This is a genomic window from [Clostridium] celerecrescens 18A (assembly GCF_002797975.1).
Classification (GTDB): domain Bacteria; phylum Bacillota; class Clostridia; order Lachnospirales; family Lachnospiraceae; genus Lacrimispora; species Lacrimispora celerecrescens.
Genome location: NZ_PGET01000001.1, coordinates 868,815 through 890,565 on the forward strand (window position 1 = coordinate 868,815; position 21,751 = coordinate 890,565).

The 21,751-nt window shown below is 41.0% G+C and carries 21 protein-coding genes; 19 read left to right on the plus strand and 2 right to left on the minus strand.

Annotation, left to right across the window (positions count from 1 at the left end; all coding sequences use genetic code 11):
* The first annotated feature begins 1 nt into the window (after position 1).
* The 8 genes from H171_RS04105 to H171_RS24055 all read left to right on the plus strand — a co-directional run bounded on the left by H171_RS04105 (position 2) and on the right by H171_RS24055 (position 5,813).
* The gene (locus tag H171_RS04105; RefSeq protein WP_100304016.1) at positions 2 to 724 is read left to right on the plus strand and encodes a hypothetical protein; all 723 of its coding nucleotides are present in this window, start codon (positions 2 to 4) and stop codon (positions 722 to 724) included.
* A 22-nt stretch (positions 725 to 746) separates the two neighbouring features.
* Positions 747 to 953, plus strand: a complete 207-nt coding sequence (copZ, locus tag H171_RS04110; RefSeq protein ID WP_100304017.1) for a copper chaperone CopZ — start codon at positions 747 to 749, stop codon at positions 951 to 953.
* Between the two features lie 82 nt (positions 954 to 1,035).
* Complete coding sequence (locus tag H171_RS04115) at positions 1,036 to 1,743, plus strand: response regulator transcription factor (RefSeq protein ID WP_100304018.1); 708 nt, start codon at positions 1,036 to 1,038, stop codon at positions 1,741 to 1,743.
* On the plus strand, positions 1,740 to 3,122 hold the full coding sequence (locus H171_RS04120) for a sensor histidine kinase (RefSeq protein ID WP_100304019.1): 1,383 nt from the start codon (positions 1,740 to 1,742) through the stop codon (positions 3,120 to 3,122). The genes H171_RS04115 and H171_RS04120 overlap by 4 nt, the downstream gene beginning before the upstream one ends.
* 123 nt (positions 3,123 to 3,245) lie before the next feature.
* Positions 3,246 to 4,217, plus strand: a complete 972-nt coding sequence (pta, locus tag H171_RS04125) for a phosphate acetyltransferase (RefSeq protein WP_100304020.1) — start codon at positions 3,246 to 3,248, stop codon at positions 4,215 to 4,217.
* Between the two features lie 250 nt (positions 4,218 to 4,467).
* A complete protein-coding gene (locus H171_RS04130) occupies positions 4,468 to 4,887 on the plus strand; it encodes a YbaN family protein (RefSeq protein ID WP_157803113.1) in 420 nt (139 codons plus the stop codon).
* Positions 4,868 to 5,167, plus strand: coding sequence for a DUF4491 family protein (locus H171_RS04135; protein ID WP_330398761.1), 300 nt, complete (start codon positions 4,868 to 4,870; stop codon positions 5,165 to 5,167). Before H171_RS04130 ends, H171_RS04135 begins: the two co-directional genes overlap by 20 nt.
* A gap of 229 nt (positions 5,168 to 5,396) precedes the next feature.
* A complete protein-coding gene (locus H171_RS24055) occupies positions 5,397 to 5,813 on the plus strand; it encodes a hypothetical protein (protein ID WP_157803114.1) in 417 nt (138 codons plus the stop codon).
* Positions 5,814 to 6,060: 247 nt separating this feature from the next.
* On the opposite strand, the gene H171_RS04145 is transcribed toward H171_RS24055, so the two are convergent.
* The gene (locus tag H171_RS04145; RefSeq protein ID WP_100304022.1) at positions 6,061 to 6,735 is read right to left on the minus strand and encodes a DUF5680 domain-containing protein; all 675 of its coding nucleotides are present in this window, start codon (positions 6,733 to 6,735) and stop codon (positions 6,061 to 6,063) included.
* A gap of 555 nt (positions 6,736 to 7,290) precedes the next feature.
* Positions 7,291 to 7,656, minus strand: coding sequence for a GNAT family N-acetyltransferase (locus H171_RS04150; protein WP_100304023.1), 366 nt, complete (start codon positions 7,654 to 7,656; stop codon positions 7,291 to 7,293).
* A 164-nt stretch (positions 7,657 to 7,820) separates the two neighbouring features.
* Here H171_RS04150 and H171_RS04155 point away from each other — a divergent pair, with 164 nt between their 5' ends.
* The 11 genes from H171_RS04155 to H171_RS04205 all read left to right on the plus strand — a co-directional run bounded on the left by H171_RS04155 (position 7,821) and on the right by H171_RS04205 (position 21,563).
* Positions 7,821 to 8,759: a UbiA family prenyltransferase gene (locus H171_RS04155; protein ID WP_100304024.1), complete on the plus strand. Its 939-nt coding sequence runs from the start codon at positions 7,821 to 7,823 to the stop codon at positions 8,757 to 8,759.
* 232 nt (positions 8,760 to 8,991) lie between these two features.
* Entirely contained in the window at positions 8,992 to 9,843 is an 852-nt protein-coding gene (locus H171_RS04160; protein WP_100304025.1) for an N-acetylmuramoyl-L-alanine amidase family protein, read from the plus strand.
* A 291-nt stretch (positions 9,844 to 10,134) separates the two neighbouring features.
* Positions 10,135 to 11,544 (plus strand): glycoside hydrolase family 1 protein, encoded by a 1,410-nt coding sequence (locus H171_RS04165; RefSeq protein WP_100304026.1) that lies wholly within the window; start codon positions 10,135 to 10,137, stop codon positions 11,542 to 11,544.
* A gap of 186 nt (positions 11,545 to 11,730) precedes the next feature.
* Positions 11,731 to 13,101, plus strand: coding sequence for a PTS transporter subunit EIIC (locus tag H171_RS04170; RefSeq protein WP_100304027.1), 1,371 nt, complete (start codon positions 11,731 to 11,733; stop codon positions 13,099 to 13,101).
* A 150-nt stretch (positions 13,102 to 13,251) separates the two neighbouring features.
* Entirely contained in the window at positions 13,252 to 14,700 is a 1,449-nt protein-coding gene (locus H171_RS04175) for a M81 family metallopeptidase (RefSeq protein ID WP_100304028.1), read from the plus strand.
* 16 nt (positions 14,701 to 14,716) lie between these two features.
* Positions 14,717 to 16,093 (plus strand): M24 family metallopeptidase, encoded by a 1,377-nt coding sequence (locus H171_RS04180; RefSeq protein ID WP_100304029.1) that lies wholly within the window; start codon positions 14,717 to 14,719, stop codon positions 16,091 to 16,093.
* A 121-nt stretch (positions 16,094 to 16,214) separates the two neighbouring features.
* Positions 16,215 to 17,000, plus strand: a complete 786-nt coding sequence (locus tag H171_RS04185; protein WP_100304030.1) for a MurR/RpiR family transcriptional regulator — start codon at positions 16,215 to 16,217, stop codon at positions 16,998 to 17,000.
* A gap of 241 nt (positions 17,001 to 17,241) precedes the next feature.
* On the plus strand, positions 17,242 to 19,278 hold the full coding sequence (locus H171_RS04190; protein ID WP_166433590.1) for a BglG family transcription antiterminator: 2,037 nt from the start codon (positions 17,242 to 17,244) through the stop codon (positions 19,276 to 19,278).
* A complete protein-coding gene (locus H171_RS04195; protein ID WP_025233773.1) occupies positions 19,272 to 19,547 on the plus strand; it encodes a PTS sugar transporter subunit IIB in 276 nt (91 codons plus the stop codon). Before H171_RS04190 ends, H171_RS04195 begins: the two co-directional genes overlap by 7 nt.
* Before the next feature lie 37 nt (positions 19,548 to 19,584).
* Positions 19,585 to 20,865, plus strand: a complete 1,281-nt coding sequence (locus tag H171_RS04200) for a PTS ascorbate transporter subunit IIC (protein WP_100304032.1) — start codon at positions 19,585 to 19,587, stop codon at positions 20,863 to 20,865.
* Positions 20,865 to 21,563 carry a tryptophan synthase subunit alpha gene (locus tag H171_RS04205; RefSeq protein ID WP_013273214.1) on the plus strand — a complete coding sequence of 233 codons (699 nt, stop codon included), beginning with the start codon at positions 20,865 to 20,867 and terminating at the stop codon, positions 21,561 to 21,563. The genes H171_RS04200 and H171_RS04205 overlap by 1 nt, the downstream gene beginning before the upstream one ends.
* The last annotated feature ends 188 nt before the right edge of the window (positions 21,564 to 21,751 follow it).

Below are 21,751 nucleotides of genomic sequence, written 5' to 3' on the forward strand. Positions count from 1 at the left end.
TATGAACAAAAATGGAAAATTAATTGCAGCGGTGGGAGCAGCCGCAGTATTGGTGGCGGTGATCATTGCAGCGGTTATACAGACAGCGGGGGGAAATCTGGATGTAGTCGGAAAACAATCAGCCGGATCCTTTGAAACAATTTTAAATACGGTCCCCGATAATGTGAAAGCTGATGAAATCAATGGAGGCTGGTCCTTAACTGCCCCGGATGGCGGTGTACGCTTTATCTGGAGCGGAGATTACAGCCAGAGTCCACTTCATGACGTAATGCTGGAGCTTGAAGCAGCCCCATTTACCGATGCAGGGCTTGATACGGATAAGCTGCCGGATAATTACGCAGCCTATGATGGAATGCTGATGGTAGGAACAAAGCTTGGAACTGAAAAACCGGATTCCAAGGGTGAAGCAACTCCTCTTGCAGCCTATGAGCAGATCGTAAATAAGCACCGAAGCTTTATCAATTACCATATGGACATGGATCACTACGGGGTAAAGCTTGGAGACGGCAATATGTTTGAATGGGCAAAGAATATGGAGACAAATACCGTAAAAAACCAAAATCAGGATAAGGACATTGTTTTTGTATTAAATCCCGAACCTCTCATTGCAGCCGGTGTTGATCCGGAGAAAGTGGAAGGCTGGGTATATGCCCCGGTTTCAGTAATGGAAGGCGGAAAGACTTTAGAGGTTTATAAATTATTAAAACCCTTTAATTTAAAATAAAAATATAACGGAGGTAACTCAAATGGCAAAATCAGTTATAAATGTAGATGGAATGGCATGTGAACACTGTGTAAAGGCAATCACTAATGCAGTTGGTGCTTTATCTGGCGTATCCGGTGTATCGGTGGATCTGGCAGCAAAAACCGTAACCGTGGATCATGACCCGGATCAGGCATCTGTAGATAAGATCAAAGCTGAGATTGAAGATCAGGGCTATGATATCATTTAATAACAAGTAGAGAGGACGGGAACCGCCATTTGAGCGGTTCCCGCCTTTCGCGTTTTAATTTCTGACAGATAGAGGTGCTAGAATGCTTAAAAGCAGAAAAAATGTGTTGGTCGTGGATGATGAACCTAAAATACTGGAGGTCGTCTGTCTGCTTTTGGAAAGCAAGGGGTTCCGCACTTTCCCTGCCGAAAACGGCAGGAAGGCCCTGGAGATATTTGATTCGGAAAATATTTCTCTTGTTATTCTGGATCTTATGATGCCGGATATCTCAGGAGAAGAGGTGTGCATTGCTATCCGTAAAAAATCCCGGGTTCCCATCATCATGCTGACTGCCAAGGTGGATGAAATCGATATAGTGGACGGGTTTGGCCTTGGGGCGGATGATTATGTTACTAAGCCCTTTGGTTTGAAAGAACTGTATGCCAGAGTTGAAGCTGTTCTCCGCAGGACAGAAAGCGACCTGGTGCCCCTTGTTAAAAGGAATTCCTGGAGAAACGGAGATCTGATCATTGATTTTGAGAAGAATGAAGTTCGTAAAAAGGGAATCAGCCTGACCCTGACGCCCAGTGAATTGAAAATCCTTTCGGTGCTTATCAAATACCCTGGGAAGGTCTTTACCAGAGAGGAACTGATCGAGGCGGCTCTGGACAAGGGCTTTGCCGGATATGACCGAGCGATTGACAGCCACATTAAAAACATAAGGAAAAAGGTTGAGGATGATCCTAAAAATCCGGTGTATGTGCGGACGATCCCGGGACTTGGATATAAATTCGGAGGAGATGGAGATTGAAGAGCTTAAGAAAACAGTTGTCTCTTTCAATTTTGCTGACGCTTTTGATCACCATTGGGCTGATTGGCCTTCTTTCCAACTGGTTTATAAACCGGGAGTTTGAGAAGTATATCACTGAGCTGGGACGGGAGCGCCGGGAAAATATTGTAGATGATTTAAGCAGGCAATACGATAGTTTTAAACGGAACTGGAAGCTTGATTATGTCCATGCCATCGGCATGAATGCCTTGTATGACGGGTATATTTTGAAGCTGTATGACGCAGGAGGAAACATGGTATGGGATGCGGAAAACCATGATATGAGCCTATGCGGACAGATTATGAATGAGATATCAGCTCGTATGGAAGAGAGGGGCGCCGAGGGCGGCTTTGTAGACAACACCTATGCGATTGATCAGAATGGGAAAAAGGTGGGAGCCGTCTCTATTAAGTATTACGGTCCGTTCTTTATGAACGAGGCTGATTTTAATTTTATCAATGTCATGAATACAGTTCTTCTTATCATAGGAATTCTATCCAGCGCCTGCTCGGTGGTAGTCGGGTATCTCCTTGCCCGCAGAATATCCCGTCCAGTTACAAAAACGGCTTATATTGCCAAACAAATATCAAAGGGCAATTATGATATCCGGTTTGAGCCAGGTACAAGGATACGGGAGCTTGATGATCTTGCAGACGCAATCAATCATCTCTCCGATGCCCTTAAAACACAGGAAGGACTGCGCAAACAGATGACCGCGGATGTGGCTCACGAACTGCGGACACCACTGACAGCCTTGAGTTCCCATTTGGAAGCCATGATCGAAGGCTTATGGGACGCAACGCCTGAACGGCTGAAAAGCTGCCATGAGGAGGTAATGCGTCTTGGAACACTGGTTGAGGATCTGGGGCAGCTGGCGAAGATCGAGGGTGAAAACCTGGTCTTAAATAAATCCCGGATCGATTTGCTGGAAATTGTACAAACGGTGTCCGATACGATGAAGGGAGAAATCAGCAAGAAGAATTTGTCCCTTACCATAGAGGGATGTCCGGTCTTTGCCGAAGCGGATAAAAACAGATACAGCCAGGTTGTGGCCAATCTGCTTTCCAATGCCGTCAAATATACGCCAGAGGGCGGAGCTATAGGGATTAAAGTATATGAAACGGACCGGTGGGGGATTGTTAAGGTTAAGGATACGGGAATTGGGATTCCTGAAGCGGAATTGCCGTTAATCTTTGAACGCTTTTACAGAACCGATAAATCCAGGAACCGGAAATCCGGAGGTGCCGGAATCGGCCTTGCTATTGTGAAATCCATTGTTGCCGCCCATAATGGGACTGTGACGGTGGAGAGCGTTAAGGAGCAGGGAAGCTTTTTTACGGTAAGCATTCCCAAGAAGTGAAACCAATTATGAGAGATCATATTGATAAGTTTTGGACAGTTAGGGAAACGTTATTGATTTATTCATGTGATTTGGTTTATACTTGATATAGTAAGTATTATTTAACCAGAGGAGGAAATGAATATGTTCGAAAATATGGTTGCCGCATTGAAAGTTCAAAAAAGAAAAATCGTATTTACCGAAGGCACTGATCCAAGAATCCTGGAAGCAGCCAGCCGCCTTTACAAAGAAGGTGTTCTTACGCCTGTCCTTCTTGGCAATCCTGGTAAAATAGACGCAGCTGCCAAAGAATTTGGCTGGTCCGTCGATTGCATTGAAAAAATAGATCCGCTTAATTATGAAGGATTTGAAGAAATGGTAGCCGAAATGGTAGAATTGAGAAAAGGTAAGATGGATGAAGCAGCCTGCCGGGCCGCACTTGAAAAATCCAATTATTTCGGAACCATGTTGGTCAAAATGGGAAAAGCAGACTGCTTGTTAGGCGGAGCCACCTATTCGACTGCTGATACGGTAAGACCGGCTTTGCAGCTGATAAAAGCCAGGCCAGGCAGTAAAAATGTATCCAGCTGCTTTATTCTATACCGGCAGACAGAAAGCGGCAATGAAATGTATGCGATGGCAGATTGCGCCATTAATGTTGATCCCGACGAAAACGAGTTGGTGGAAATTGCTTTGGAGACAGCCAGAACGGCCAGTACTTTCTCTATTAATCCCAGTGTTGCACTGCTTTCTTACAGTACCCTTGGTTCCGGTAAAGGCGAATCCGTTGATAAAATGCGCAATGCGGCTGAGAAATTGAAGGCCATGGATTTAGACTTTCCGGTAGATGGTGAGCTGCAGTTTGATGCTGCTTTTTCTCCCACAGTAGCGAAGGTAAAGGCGCCGGACTCTCATGTAGCCGGGCATGCCAACACATTTATTTTCCCGGATATCGATGCCGGCAATATCGGCTATAAAATTGCACAGCGCCTAGGAGGTTTTGAAGCTTTCGGTCCCATTCTGCAGGGTCTCAATGCTCCGATCAACGATCTCTCAAGAGGATGCAATGCTGATGAGGTCTATAAAATGTCAATTATAACAGCGGCTTTGATATAAGCCTGCTATAAAATGTAGAGATATCTTGAATCGCTAAAAGCATCAGAATAGAATATTTTGACGCTTTTGGCGATTTATAAGTTGAAAAAATATTACCTGCTAAAACTGGAGATACCTATGACGATGCACATCGCCCCGGATACCGAGGTGGCACGAATAATCAACTCATAGCCCCAATACTATTATATAGATCATGATATATATATCCGGACTACAGGAAGCACCAGCGTGGAATGAACAGGAGGATCTTGTGTTAAAAAAAGTCATATATGTGTGTATTGGAATCGCTGCCATGGCCTTGGGAACTATGGGAACGGTGGTGCCTGGCCTGCCTGCCACTCCGTTCTTCCTGGTAGCCTTGCTTTGTTTTACAAAAGGTTCTGAAAAACTCAATTGCTGGTTCAGAGGCACAGGCCTGTATGCAAAATATGTGAAAAGTTATGAATACGACCGGTCAATGACAAGAAAGCAGAAGCTTACCATTCAGGCAGCCGCAGGATTGATGATGCTTATCTCCTTTATTATGATCGGAAATCTTGCTATACGTATGCTTCTTATCGTAGCCTTTATTCTGCATAATTATGTTTTTATCTTTGTGATTAAAACGCGTCAGGCAGGCAGAATGGAAATGACTATAAAGGGAGAGGTTGATGACAAATATGAATTATGATGGAATTCTTATCGGTATCGGATCGTTTCTTATTATCGGATTATTACATCCGGTTGTTATCAAGGGAGAATATTACTTTAGCAGCAGAATCTGGCCGCTTTTTCTGATCGGGGGAATCTTGTGTATCGGCTTCTCTCTTGCATGCGCTAAGGTAGTATCATCCGCACTTTTGGCAGTTTTGGGCTTCTCGCTTTTATGGAGTATAAAGGAGCTTAAAGAACAGAAAGAAAGGGTGGAAAAAGGCTGGTTTCCCAGAAATCCAAAAAGAAAATGGCAATGACAAACAAAAAACGATCCATAAAGGATCGCTTTTTGAATTGCGGAGAAATCGCCGTCAGGTACAAGAAAACATATCGATTCGGTTTAGTGATATTCCGGTATATGACCAACCAAATCTTCGGTCCCAACGGAACCCTACGACGGTATTTGCCCAGATCTGAACTGGGAAAAACCAAAACTCCAATCCGTTGCTTAACCATACATAAGTAAATCGTCCAATGCAATTTCTCATGGACCCAGGATTGACAAATCTGACTCCAGGGCTTGGAGGACCAGGCCTTCTGGGAACGCCGGATGGTGGTGGTCCCATAGGTACCGGACCGCCGCCTCCTGGTGGCCTGCCAGTAGGTGGAGATGGTGGTCTGCCAGTAGGTGGAGATGGTGGTCTGCCAGTAGGTGGAGACGGCGGTCTGCCAGTAGGCGGAGACGGCGGTCTGCCAGTAGGCGGAGATGGTGGTCTGCCAGTAGGTGGAGACGGTGGTCTGCCAGTAGGCGGAGACGGTGGTCTGCCAGTAGGTGGAGACGGAGGCCTGCCGGTAGGCGGAGACGGCGGTCTGCCAGTAGGCGGAGACGGCGGTCTGCCAGTAGGCGGAGATGGCGGTCTGCCAGTAGGTGGAGATGGCGGTCTATTAGTAGGTGGAGCCTGAGGTCTATCAATAGGCGAGGTTGGCGATCTATCGGTAGGTGGGAATGGGGGCATATTTTTTCTTCCTTTCCGGATGTTGATATTAACATTATATGAGATACAGGAAAAGGAATTGCCATGAACCGTAAGGAAAATAAGGATTACGCCAAATCGGATATAGGTATAGACTGTTCTTATTTTAATACATGGTTAATAACTTAAGAGTCAGTCATATTGATAATTTAAATACAGGCATTGTGCTAATCATCTTACTTTACGATTCCCCCATGAAAATAACACTCATATACCTGTAAATTCTTATAATATATTTCTTCATATCCCTGATACCATTTGAAATCTCCGCACACCTTGCAATTATAAAAATAATCATTCTCTTGATAGAAGTCAGGACCGCGGTAGGGTTTATCCCGGGGTACGGCCAATAAAGCTGCCTTTAAAAAATCACTGTTAAAATTACTGCTTGTTACCCGACCGGAGTAATTCATTGCATAGATAGGTATGCTGTTTTTCCACACAGCCTCTTCTCCGGAAAAACACTCGCCGCCGATATACGTGTCTAAATACAAGAAGGCACCTTCCTCATATCGTAAATCATGGGAGTTTGGCCTTGAAGAGACACATTCCCTGCCTTTCCCAGCATAAGTATTACATTTTGCCTTAATAAGAAAATCAATTAATTCATTACTGTCGCAGGAATCCTGCTTGACGATGGAAGTAATGCAGGAATCATTATCTTTTACTAAATGGTCAATCGTAATTTTAAAGAATTCTGATATACTGATGAGATTGGAAATATCAGGATATGCTTGGCCGCTTTCCCATTTTGTTATGGCTTGGCGGGATACGGATACTTTTTCAGCTAGTTCCTCCTGTGTTAAGCATTTGCTTTTTCTTAGAAGCTGTAATTTTTCTGGAAAAATCATAGAAATCCACCTCCGTGTTTTTTACTATCTTACCATATTTGAATCGTACTTTTGTAGTCCCTGCTGGTTGCTTTTTTGCTACTTTTACTTGCTTATTGCATTTAATAAGTGCCGTTGACATTTTCGGATAATGTGAGCACTTTATGGACAGATGAAGTTTTTAGGTGAAAAGAATTATACTCTGTAATTCATTATTGAAATCGTTTAAGGATATACCTATTCATGTTATGACTTACTTTTCATGAATAAATAAGCTGAAATTAGATATGCATTCAGTAACAAATATTGATAGTTCGTAGATTAGGTGGTAGTATATTCTTGATACTTATTTTATTGATCATATGGGGGAGATTGTAATGAAGCTTGAAAAGATGGAAGAATTTTTTGATAGTCGACTAGACGGTTATGAGGACCATGAGCTATTTCCGTTACTGACAGAGGGAATGGAGAGTATTATTGGGCTGACTTTGCATTATCCTTACATAAATCTCTGGGATACTCTATAGAGGACTGCTGACCTAATATCATATCCGGCAGCCCTCCCCTTATGTTATACTATAATTTGCATAACATCATCAGTAGATCCCGATACGTCCCATCCTTTAATTTTTCAGCATTTTCAATTGTCCCGCATATCTTAAACCCATGTTGTTCATAGACATGGACTGTTCTTTTATTATCTGCAACGACCTGAAGTTCAACCTGTTCATATCCTAGCTTTTTCGCATAATCGAGGCAGCATTTAGTTAGCATATGACCTATTCCCAGATCCCAGTAATCTTTTAACACTGCAATTCCATAACCAGCTCTGTGTCTTGTTTTCATATTTTCCCTCATGCAATAAATAGTCCCATTAGCAACCAGTTTATTGTCAATATACCGTGGTTCGTTAATTCTGCAGCAGCTAAGCCTTTCTGGCATATGCAATCATCATATTGAATAATTTGACTATTTTTTTCAGTATTGTTATAATATTGACGAACACAATTTTATTTGTGATCAAAAGGATTCCGATACGGATATAATATGTTTCGTTTAGGAAGTCCCCATTAATACCATTTATTATTAGATGAAAGAGGATTGCAATGCAAACAAAGATCGCTGTAGCTGATTACCATTCTAATTTGAAAAAGTTTCTCGAATTTACTGAGATACGTACCAAGATCACAAGTCTGATTCCGTTCCTTATGTCTCTGGCTTATCTGTTTTACCGCAGGCAGCCGGTAAATGTTGAGCGCACGGTTTTATTTTTTTGTTCTATGTTTTTGTTCGACTTAACGACAACTGCGATCAATAACTATATTGACACCAAAACGAATGGTCAAAAGCTGTCTTTTTCACGGGGCAAAGCAAAGCTTATCATTTATCTGCTGTTCGGCATAAGCACTGCTTTGGGTCTTGCCCTGGCATACCGCACGGATTTGGTCGTGCTGCTGTTGGGCGGTCTGTGCTTTCTCTGCGGAGTGTTTTATACCTGGGGGCCGGTTCCAATTTCCCGTTTACCCTTGGGAGAGATTTTTTCAGGACTGTTTTATGGTCTGTTTATCCCTTTTCTGATGCTTTACATGAACATGCCGTCTGGAACATTCCTGACTTTAACCGTGGATTGGCATACAATCCGGTTTGTTTTAAATGTTGCACCTGCGTTTTCACTGCTTTTGCTTTCGGCTGGCCCAATCTGTGCGACTGCGAACATTATGCTGGCTAACAATATCTGTGATCTGGAAAAGGATATTACGGTAGGGCGTTACACGTTACCTTACTTTTTCGGCAAACATGCATTAGGAGTTTTTGCCGGGCTGTATTATGTAACTTATTTGACATGGGCGGCGTCTGTTGCATTTAAGATCCTATCTCCGGTCTGTTTGCTGGCGTTATTCACCATTATTCCGGTTCATAAGAACATTTGCCGCTTCAGAGCGGAACATATCAAGGAAAAGACCTTTGTCCTTTCGGTACAGAATTATATTATCATTGTGGGAGCTCAAACACTGGTGATCTTTTTAAGCGGTTTATTTCTTTGATGGGAAACTGCTGTTATCGCAGAGCTTTTAATAGTTCATGTTTACTATCATTAATGCTGGAATTTACAGCAAGTCAATTCCAATCCTTTGATCACTGGCATAAATTCACTCCCAATGTAAGGAAAATGTTTAAATCCTAACGATCATTAAGTAAATTGTAAATATATCGTAATGCCAAAATCTGGGATCTGCTGTTATACTATATCTTATAAAAGATGAAGGAGGACATAACATGAAGAAATATTTAAAGTTACTGTTAACCGGTATTAGCTCCTTAGCATTAGTCCTGTCGGCCAGTGCTTTTACAACTCAAGCAGAGGAACAGACTTCGTTGCCAAGCTCCATCCGTATTTACGGAACAGTAACCCAGGTTTCCGAAAACAGACTCCGTATGATAAGGAAAGACGGTGCCAGTACAGACCAGGAAATCATTCTGAACCTATCCTCTGAGTCGAAAATTTTAAATGCCGTCAGCGGAGATCCTGAAGCAGTTGGACAAATACAGGAAGGAGAATTTATTTATGCTGACATTAGTCCGGTTATGACCATGAGCCTGCCGCCTATGACAAATGCCTTTACAGTGCTTTGTAAAATCCCGGCTGACTATCAGGTTCCGGAATACATAACGGTAGCGTCTATGTCTATAAACTCAGATGGGAAGACGGGTATCCTTACCTCTGATACAGGGAAGCAATACAGGATAACAGAGCAAAGTAACCTGTTTCCATATTTAACCCGTAACATAGTTACGGTCCATGATCTGACAAAAGGACGTAATTGCCTGGTCTGGTCAACGGATAATGCGGTTTCAAAAATTATGGTATTCCCAAATTCAGGCACATCGGATGTGCAAACCGGCTGGGTAAAAAAAGACGGCAACTGGTATTTTTATGATATCAATGGCTTATCATATACTGGCTGGCTGAATGATAACGGTGACTGGTATTACTTGGATCCTGAGAGTGGAATTATGAGAACAGGATTCATCACCCTGGAAGGCAAAACATACTATCTTCAAAAAGATGGCCGCATGCTTACATCTGCCAAGACATTTATCCCCGATGAAAACGGCGTATTAAGATAACCGCTAATCAAAGCCCGAGGGCCGGAGATAATGGCTGGATTGTCAAGCCAGCTATAAACCATTGCAAAACTAGTTTCAAAGCCAATTTCAAAAACAGAAATAGTTAGTAAAATAAGCATTAAGGTGAAAGAAGCCCCTTCCCCTTAATGCTTATTTTTATAATAGATAACGAAAGCTTAAGCCGGATAAAAATCGTTCGTATTCTGAACTACATGAAATTTTTAAAAGGATTATAATAAAAAGTGTAAAACGTTTTGCGATTATTGTTTAAGAGAGGAATACAGAAAAAACATGAGTATCAAAGGAAATTTTTTATGGGGCTCGGCAACCGCTGCTTATCAATGTGAAGGAGGTTGGGACGAAGATGGGAAAGGATTAAATGAGTGGGATGTCTTTAACCATGAAAGTTCTCTGAATATAAACAATGAAGATGGTGACGTTGCCAGTGATTTTTACCATAGGTATAAAGAAGATATAGACCTGATGGCAGAAGGAAACCAAAATACTTATAGATTCTCAATCTCATGGGCCAGAATCATTCCGTGGGGAGTTGGCGAGGTCAATCCGAAAGGAATTGAATTTTATAACAATGTGATTAACTATTGTCTGGAAAAAGGAATTACCCCGAATGTGACATTATTTCATTACGACCTCCCCAACGAGATGGCTAAAATCGGCGGATGGGAGAATCGAAAAGTTATAGATGCATTTAATGAATATGCAAAAGTATGCTTTGAAAACTTTGGAGACCGGGTTAAGATTTGGTCCACGATCAATGAACCAAGATATTATGCGTATTGCAGTTATGTTGTTGGAAATTATCCGCCAAACTACAAAGCTGATTTTGGACGCTTTTGGAACGTTCTTTATAACCTGATGCTGGGAAGTGCGAAAGCCGTTCAAAGCTATAAAGAGTTAGGTATGAAAGGAATCATTGGGGTTGTTCATGATAATGGAAATGTTGAATTAGACCCTGACACGAAAGAAAAAGAATTAGTAAAATTAAGGGCTGATATTTTTTACAACCGTATGGTTTTAGATACCGCCGTGTTAGGTAAAATACCGGCTGAAATGAACAAGGTGTTAGAGGATAACAATGTTGATGCCTCATTTATTTATGAAGAAGATATTCCTGATTTTGAAAAAGGCAAGATCGATTATATTGGTCTGAATCTTTATAATCGTCAGTATGTAACCGATTATTCTGAGGGTGAAACTGAAATATTCCACAATAATAAGGGAAAAGGATCAAAATCCAAAGAAGGAATTCGTATTAAGGATCTGTTTGAGACATCATTTGACCCTGATGTCAGACGTAATCTTTGGGGAAGAGAGGTCTATCCAAAATGTATGTACAATGCCTTAAAGGAAATTAAGGCAAAATATGGAGATATTTTGGTTTATGTCACGGAAAACGGATGTGGTCAATATGAAACTCCCGATGATAATGGCTATGTAAAAGATACGGAAAGAATAGAAATATGCAGTGAATTTATCGACTACATGTTACAGGCAAGAGAAGAAGGAGTCAATGTGCAAGGGTATTATATGTGGTCTTCCATGGATCTTTATAGTTGGATTAATGGCTATGAAAAGCGGTATGGCATTGTCAGAGTTGATTTTAAAAACAACAACAGACGAATTCCCAAGGAAAGCTACTACTGGTATAAAGCGCTTATCGCAGCCCAAAGGGGCATCTGAAAAGGGCAGAAAATCCTATGGTATCCACCTGAAGTTTTCGCCACCGGTTTCAAAGTACTTTTATAAAATATTATTGAAGTGTACAAATAAGTAAAGGAACGATTTGGCTGCTAACATAATAAATTTTGATATAGCTATATAATGGTAAATTCCAATGAAGAATAATATGGGTGGAGGAAAAATAAAATGAAATATGTTGAGATGTCAAAGCAAGTATTAGAGCATGTTGGTGGTATTGAAAACTTGAATCATGTTGAGCACTGCGCAACCAGGCTTCGTTTACACTATAACAGCAAGAAACTTGTAAATGAAGAAGCGTTAAAAGGAATTGAAAATGTCCTTAGTATTGTCAGCAAAGCCGGACAGGTCCAGATTATCATTGGGCCTAATGTGAATGAAGCATATAACGATTTCTTAGATACGTCAGGATGGAAAGAAGGCGCAACCAGCGAAACAGCTGCCCCGGAAGAACCGGAAGAAAAGAAGGCGATGTACTATGTTAATAAATTTGGTAACTTCATGGCCGCAGTCTTTATGCCGATTGTTCCAGCACTGATCACAGGCGGAATGATTCTGGCATTTAAAAACTTACTGGTTAACTACTTTGGTGTTGCCATGGATTCTGGTACTGCGGTTATTTTATCTTCGATTTTCAGTGCTGCATTTACCTTTTTGCCGGTTTACATTGGATTTACAATGGCGAAGCGTTTAAAAATGGAACCAATCATGGGCGCTTTTTTAGGCGGACTGCTGGTTAGTTCCAATATCAGCGGTGCAGCAGGATTAAGCTTCCTGGGAATTGGAATTCCGGTGGTAGAATATACAGGCAGTGTATTGCCAATTATGCTTGGTATTGGCTTTATGTATTTTGTGGACAAGTTATTCCAGAAATATATTCCTGAAACAGTAAGATATTTTTTGAAACCATTATGTACAATGATCGTTGTTGTCCCTGTTACTTTAATTGTTTTAGGGCCGATAGGAACCGTTTTAAGTACTTATGTAGGTGTTGGAATTACAAACTTAATGAATGCAATTGGCGGAATAGCCATGCCGGTTTTTGCGGTGGTTTACCCTTACATGGTCATGCTGGGATTAGACAAAGCCATTATGCCAATTGGATTTAACAGTGTTGCGACAATTGGATATGATCCGGCGATTATGGTTATGGGATTTATCTCAAACCTATGTATAGGCGGAAGTGCATTGGCAGTAGCTACAACCATTCGAAACGATAAAAGCAAAAAAGGTATGATTGCATCCTTTGGTATTACTGCACTTTGCGGAGTTACGGAACCTGCATTTTATGGGTCGTTAATTATGAGGCCAAAAGTTTTGATTGGTACTGCAATCGGAGCGGCAAGCGCTGGTTTGGTTGCTGGTATCTTTGGATTAAAGAGCTATGTTATGGGAGGATGCCCAGGATTATTAACAGCTTTGTTCTTTGTCGATAAAAATGGCGGCCTGGGTAACTTCTTTTTGGCCGCAATAGTATCAATTGTGGCAGTTGCGGTATCTTTTGTATCATGTAAGTTTATTCTTTCAAAAACAGAGTAATAAAAATAAAATAAAAATTTTAAATAAGGGTGGCTGGCTTAATCTATTATGTAAGAATATTATAAAAATCACTCCTGTGAATAATATTCATAGGGGTGATTTTTTATAGTGAGAGGCACACTTTTAACCTTATTCAGGAGGAAGAATGTAATGAAAGTTTTGATAGCCCAATTTGTTATTGAATCCAATGCAAACATTCCGTATAAAAGTAAATTGGAAAATTTTAATCTTTTATTAGGAGAAGATTGCATTCGGGAAATGAATTGTGAAAATGTATTTGGGAGAGAAGGAATCGAAATCATACCTTCCATTTATGCCAATGCGGCAGCAGGTGGTGTATTAGAGAAAGATGCATTTGATTTCATTGAAAATAGAATTCTGGAGGATGTTAAAAAGCACATTCATGAAATTGATGGTATCTATCTTCACCTGCATGGCGCGAGCGAAGTGGAAGATTTAGATGGCGGATCAGGTGATCACCATATAGTGAAGGAAATTCGCAAATTAGTCGGGCCTTATTTACCGGTTGCAGTGGTTTGTGATCCACATGGCAACTTATCAAAGGAATATGTAGAAAGCACAACACTGATCCGCAGTTACCGGAATTCTCCACATACAGATATAAAAGAAACGATCTCGTTTATTTGTGAAAAGATGGCAGCACTGTTGAAGACGCGTCAAAATATTACGCCGGTATACCGTAAATTACCGATGATTTTGGGCGGGGAACAAAGTGTTTCTGCGGATGAACCAGTTAAATCCATCAATCAATACTTAGAAGAATTAGAAGAAGATAAAAGAATTCTAAGCTGTTCCTGGCATGTAGGCTATATTCGCCATGATTGTGATGTTGCAGGATGCGGTATTGTTGTTATCCCAGCAACAGAAACCGACCAGGAATATGCAAATATAATTGCAGATAAATTAGCCAAGTATGTATGGGATAAACGGCATGAATTCCATTATACCGGACTGACTGCACCGCCGGAAGAAGCAATGAAAATGGCTTTGGAATTTAAAGGTATGCCTGTATTCATCACTGATTCCGGGGATAATGTGACCTCTGGAGCCGTGGGAGGCAATACATTCCTGTTGCGCCAGGTACTGGCACTTGACAATACCTGCAACAAGAAATTTTTGTTTGCCGGCATAAATGATGCAGATGCATTAATAAAACTGGCCGGTTTGCAAGAAGAGGAAGAGACATCAATTTCTTTAGGAATTAATTTGGATGAGTTATCCGCTAAAGTAGATTTAGATGTTACAGTCAAAGCAAAAGGATATTTGGCAGGCTACTCTTATGTAGGTGAAGGGAATTTTGGCGATTGTATTGCCATTGGTGTCAAGGATAAACCAATTGATATCATTGTTTCAGGAAATAATCATCCATTTGTGGAAATACACCAGTTTCATACTGCTGGCGTAAACTATGAAGACTATGATATCATTATAGTTAAGCAGGGATATATTTTCCCGGAATTAAAAGAAGAAGGCAAATTAACTGTTATGTCATTAACCCAGGGTGCAACGCTGCAGGATACTTCAAAGCTGCCATTCAAACGCATTATGCGCCCAATGTTTCCGATTGATGACATTTAAAGAAGGAGAATATAAAATGATACAGCTAAAAGAAATAAAAGCGCCGGAATTAGAACAGAATCTTGTACCAGTTGCATTAAGTGATGAAACAATGGAAGAAAGAAAAGAAAAACTGTTGGCAAAGATGAAAGAGAAAGGTTATGATACAATTGTTATCTATGCCGATTTGGAACATGGAAGTAATTTTGAATACATATGCGGTTTCCTGCCTCGTTTTGAAGAGGCTTTATTCGTGCTTCATTCTTGTGGTAAGGCATATATGGTATTAGGAAATGAGAATTTGAATAAAGCAGCAAAATCAAGAATTGAAGTAACGGCTGTGCACATGCCGTATTTTTCCCTTCCCAACCAGCCAATGGACACAGAGAAAAGCGTCGCTGAAATTTTAGGGCAGTGCGGATTGGAAAAAGCAAAAAATATTGGTTTTGTTGGTTGGAAGAATTTTACCGGCAAATCCGAGGATAATACTTCATTATATGATATTCCTTACTTTATCGTACAAGCAATCATGAGCATCTGCAAGGAAGCCAGATTTTCTAATGCTGCTGGCTTATTCATTGGAGATGGAGGGGTACGAACCACAAACAATGCCAATGAATTTGCGCATTATGAATTTGGGGCTGCACTTGCAGGAAATTGTATATTGGAAGTTATGGAAGAGTTTGATGAGGGAAAAACAGAAATGCAGCTTGCAGAGAAATTAGCAGCATTTGGACAGCCTCATAATGTGGTAACAATCATGGCGGCAGGGGAGCGTTTTGTAAAAGCCAATATATACCCAACCAATAAAGTAATTAAAAAAGGAGACCGCATTTCAATCACTACGGGATTCAAGGGGGGATTACAAAGCCGCGGCGGATATGCGGTATTCAGCGAAGAGGATTTGCCGGAAAGTGAAAAAGACTACTTAAAGAAGGTAGCAATTCCCTACTACACTGCGGTAAAAACTTGGTTAGAAACGATTTATATTGGTATGGACGGAAACGAATTATATGATAAAATAGAGGAAGTGCTGCCAAAAGCCCGGTATGGATGGTCATTAAACCCTGGTCACTTGTGTGCCGATGAAGAATGGCTTGCTTCTCCAGTGTACCCTGGTTCTGAGGAACTAATAAAGAGCGGAATGCTGTTCCAGATTGATATTATTCCATCTGTTCCCGGATATGGCGGAATCAGCTGTGAGAGCGGAGTTATGCTGGCTGACAAGGCATTACGGGAAGCAATAAAAAAAGAATATCCGGAAATGTGGAACCGAATCCAGAAACGCAGGGCTTATATCAGGGAAGAATTGGCAATCAATCTTTCAGAAGAAGTTATTCCAACAAGTAATGCGACGGCATACTGCCGCCCATTCTTACTCAATAAGAAAGCAGCATTCACTGGTTCCAAATGAGGATTTTGATCGTTGTTTAAATATCGATCCTAAACACTTTTATCTGCATACCCGTCCGGTTATAAATAGCTTATAATAGAAGAGTACTCATGCATTAATAAGCTCAATGGAGGAATGTAAGGTGGAAATCAACAACCTAGGTCTCTTAAACTCTTTATCATTAATAGTAAACGCAGGAAAATCAGATAATATAGAATATGTATTAGCACAGTATATTTTAAAAAATCTATATAGAATTTCCAGTGTCAGTATTTCAGAAATCACAGAGGAATGCTTTACATCTATATCAGCCATCAGAAGATTCTGCGAACAACTGGGATACGATAATTTCAGCAAATTAAAAAGTTCAGTGACTAAATTAGTATTTCCTAGCAATTTAAGATATAGAGATATTGAAGAATATTCCAATTATCAGAGCCATATAAAAAGTCTTATTAATGACATGATTATAGATATCGATGAGCATTTTAATTTTGAAAAGATAAGTTTTTTGTGTCAGCTGCTTCATAAAGATGTTAATATCGTGTTCTTATGTGCAAACAATACAAGCGGAACGATCGCAAAGTTCCAGCAGGAATTAATGTTTGCATCTAAGGTTACTCATGTTATTTCAAATTCATTTACTAAGAACAATGTTTTAAAATCTTTCAATGATGAAGATATCATAATTACTGTATCAGCATCCGGAAAATTTGCAGAGCTGTCACTGGAATTTGTTAAAAGTTTAAGAGGCCATAAATTTTTGATAACGGGAAACAGGGATCAAAGTTTAAAAAGTGCTTATGAAGATGTTTTTTATATAAGTAAGAATAGTATCTCAAATGATTACCTTAGTATTTATGGGAAATATGGCATTACCTATATACTTGATTTATTATCCATGCAATATATATTTTTATATTCTTAGATGATTAAAAATTTAGCTTTCGCATAACTGATATCTGAGCAAATTCAATTATGTGGAAGCTGCTGATGATTTTGTAGTTTAAACAACCTTGACCTATGGATCATCATATGGCGTCAGCGCAAGCGGCGTCTTTTTTTGTGGTCCGCCTGCCATATACCTATCCATTCAAAAAAAGTGAAGTAAATTGGATTTGTCGATGCTTTCATTGGAATGCTATACTTATCACATAAAGGAGGAAACCATGGAAAACCGACTTTTAGAAATATTCCGCCTTGTCTGCCAGAGCAACCGTGAGTTTACCGTGCGGGAGCTGGCACAGCAGTTTTCTGTAAGCAGCAGAACGATTTACAGTGATATAAAAAAATTAAACGAATTGCTGGAGGCTTCCGGATACCCTGAAATCAATGCAGATAAGGGGAAGATGTTTTATACGGATCCGCTGATGATTGAGTTTGAGAGTCTGATCCTCTCAACGCCGGCTTTTGTCTTGTCGAATTTAAGAATACGGCGTCTGCGGATTACCACGTCCATTCTTTTGTCCGGCGACCAGTTCACGGTGGATGACCTGTTGAAGGAACTTGATATATCAAGAAATACCCTCATCGCTGATTTAAAGGAAGTAAGGGAAATGCTCAGCTTTCATTCCATCGCGGTAGAGGCCACACCCTTTAAAGGGTACCGGATCTCGGGCAAAGAACAAAACATCAGGAATCTTCTGATTCTTTCCATCAGTGAAGATCCGCTGTTTTTTGAGGACAGGGCAGGAAAAGAAGATATGCAGATCCTTTATTCCTGTGAGGCCTTTCTGGACGATGTGGCAAGAAGGCTTAATGTAGAACTAAGCGATGTATCATTTAACCGTATGCTGATCGCCTTTTATGTTACCTATGCAAGGATCTCCATCGGAAAAGCTTTCACCGGGGGACCAAAGGATGTGTTAACAAGAGAAGAAAAGGCTTTTGTGGAACGGCATGAGGAAATTGAAGCGATATTCGGCAGGGAAGTATCGATTGATGACTGCTTTTACCTGGCCAATAAACTGGCAGAAGCATCTGTGGTCAAATCCGAGGAGCTGCTGTCTGAAAAATGGCTGCCATTTAATCTGGTAACAAACCAGTTTATCGATGCAGTGGCACAGGAATACTCCTTTGAAGCTTTTCGAACCGATTCTACGCTTTATGAGGGGCTGCTTAACCACCTGCGTCCTGCTTATAAGCGGGCTTTGGCTGGGGAATGGGCTGAAAATCCATTATTGAGTTATGTCCTGGAAAACTTCTTCCAGCTTAACAAAGCAGTGGCAAAGAGTGTAAAGGTACTTGAAGAAGAGCTTAAAGTGCATTTTAATGAGCATGAGATATCATACTTCACATTGTTTTTTGCTTCTGTAATAGAAAGAAATGAAAAACAGATCCGCAGGACGCCCAATGTCATCATTGTCTGCAACGCAGGTATCAGCACTTCTGAGATATTAAAGAGCAGGCTTCAGGCCATCTTCCATGTGAATATATTGGGGACATTCAGTGTGAGAAATGCGGCACTGTGGCTGAAGGAGCATACTCCGGACCTGATTATATCCACGGTACCTTTTAAGTGGAAGGACACAAAGGTGCTGAAAGTAAGCCCTTATTTATCGGATTATGACATAAAGGAAATACAGAGCCAATTGTCATTTTTAACTGCCAGGATCCATATGGCCGAGGTGATGAACATTATTGGCAAATATGTGGAAATCGAGGATCATAAGCTGGCGCCTTTAAAAAATGAATTAAGTATATATTTGGGAATTACAGAAAATTCAGAACCAAAGAAAGGAATTTATCAACCGATGTTAAAAGAAATTTTGACCACAGATTTAATTAAAGCAAAATTTGAGGCCGCCAGTCGGGATGAAGCCGTAAAAGAAAGCGGCAGGCTCCTTGTGGATAAAGGGCTGGCAGATGAGTCTTACATCCAGGCAATGCTAAAAAATGTTGAGGTGAATGGAACCTATATTGTCATCTCACCGGGAATCGCCATGCCGCACGCAAGACCTGAGGAAGGTGCACTGGATATCGGCCTTAGTATTGTAACGTTAAAAGAACCCGTTGTATTCGGACATCCGAAAAACGACCCGGTTAAAATCGTGGTGGGCCTTTGTGCCATAGACCACCAATCACATTTAAAAGCGCTTACCGAGCTTGCGGACATTTTAATGGACGAAAAAAAGGTAAATGAAATAACCAATGCAAATTCCGCAGAGGAAATATTACAGATCATAAAGGGGGATTCACAATGTTAAAAATTGTTACAGTATGTGGTGCAGGAGTGGGAAGCTCCATGATGCTTCGCCTGTTTACCCAACAGATTCTTGATGCAGAAAAGATTGAAGCAACTGTAGATGCTTCGGATATCGGTTCCGTCAGCCCGGATTCCTATGATATTTTAATTACAACTTCAGATTTTGCCGATGTTTTAAGAGATTCAAAAGCGCACATTATCAGGATCGACAATATGATGGATAAGCAGTATTTAAAAGAACAGCTTCTTGAAGCAATAAACAAGAGATAATCGGAAGGCGGATGGCGGCCTTGGAAGGGAGAGAAAAATGGGAGTAGTAATGTATTTGATTAATAATGTTTTCAGCCAGGCTGTATTCATTATTGGAATTGTTGTAATTGCAGGTATGATTGCCCAGAAAAAAACCTGGGATCAGATCCTTCCCAGCGTGATTAAGACGATGATCGGCTTTACCATGATCAACGTAGGAGGGCAGACCCTCGGTATGTCTCTGCTGCCTTTGCAGGGAATGATTTCAAAGATATTCAATATGCCGGCTGTGTCAGTGGATATTGGTGCGGCTCAAACCGAAAGCCTTACCGGGATCGGTACAGAAATGGCATTGATCTTTGCACTGGGCTTTCTGGTGAACCTTTTGCTGGCAAGATTCACACGCTTTAAATATGTGCATTTGTCAGCCCATGTATCCTTCTTTTATGCCGGATTGATTGCGGCGCTGTTAAAATTCGGAACCAATCTGGCTTTTGTACCGCTTGTAATAACAGGTTCCATATTGTTAGGCCTGTATATGACCTTTTCCTGTGCCTATGTGGCGGTATTTATGAAGGAAGTAAAGGGAGGAGAGGGCTTTACCCTTGCCCATTCCAGCTCCATCGGAATTCTGATTTCTTCTCTGCTTGCCAAAACCTTCGGGAACAAGGAAAATGACCTTGAAAACTTAAATGTTCCAAAGAAGCTTAATTTCTTACGGGAGATGACCATTTCCTTAACCATTGTAATGACGGTTCTCTTTCTGATCATAAGCCTGATTTCCGGCCCGGCCTGGATGCGTGAAAACATTACCGGCGGACAGGATATTGTTGTGTTCAGCTTTTTACGGGGCCTGTCCTTTGGAATGTGGATCACAGTTATTATAACAGGTGTAAGGATGATGCTTTCCGAAATCATTTCCGCATTCCACGGCTTTGCCAATAAGATTATCCCTAATTCCGTACCAGGACTTGATATCCCTCTGCTTTTCCCGAATTATCCTAATTCCGTGATATTGGGCTTCCTGAGCAGCTTAATTGCCGGTTTGATCGGTATGATGATTCTTGGCTTTATTAACTATCCGGTTGTGGTATTCCCGGCTTTGATCCCCACCTTTTTCACCGGTGCTGTAACAGCCATTTTCGGAAATGCCCATGGCGGACGCAGAGGTGCGATCATAGGCTCCTTTGTAAATGGTTTGATCCTTATTTTTGGACAGGCTCTGCTTCTGCCCATGATTGGAACTTATGCGCCGATTATGCGTATTTTAAGCGAGACAGATTATTCCTTCTACGGTCCGATCTTAGGCTGGGTGCTTAAGCTGTTTGGAGGCATCTAATGAAAAATTTAGTGTTTTACCTTACTTTGCATTATCCGGACAGGGAAACTTTTTTTAAGATTTTAGAATTATTGGATCATAAAAAGGCAGGTTTTGTTGAAATCGGAATACCGGTTGACAATCCTTTTGTAGACGGAGCAGTGATACAGCAGACTCATAAAGAAGCGTTGGAGCAAAAGATAAGCTACGTCGATGTAATACACACCCTGGAAGAAATCCGCAGGCGTTTCACGTTTAAAGTTGTGTTAATGACTTATAAGGAAGGCGTAGAATACTTTCATCTTTCTGACGTACCGAAAGACCTATATGACGGTTTTCTATGTGTGGATGGAGAATTTCCGACCGGATCCTTCCCGAACCAGATCACTGTACTGGGCCGGTCCCTTAGTGATGAGAGCATAGCAAAGGCTCTTGCGCATAATGACCTGTTTGCCTATATCGTTTCCGGGGAAGGGAAAACCGGATCGTTTGATAAGCTTCCTACGGAATACGCTGAAGTAGTAAAAAAAGTAAAATCTGTTTCAAAGACACCGGCCTATGTAGGCTTTGGTATAAAATCCGCCGAGGACGTGAAGGAAGTCATGAAAAATGGCGCCGATGGAGCCATCATAGGGACGGAGTTCATAAAGCGTTACCAGCTTGGAGGTATGGATGCTTTGAATGCTTATATGGAAGAGTTGAAGTTAGCCGATGCATAGGCTGGTCTTCCAATCTGCTTAACATGACAAGGGGAGTGTTAGGTTAAGCAGAGGGCAGGCAATAGTTTAGTATCCAGATTAATACTGCCAGCATGATAATGTTATACAAAAAGATAGAGGTTATAAAATAGCCCTGTCATAAAGCTATGTACGAAAAATAAGTCTTGATTGGCCTGAAAAGTCATTTT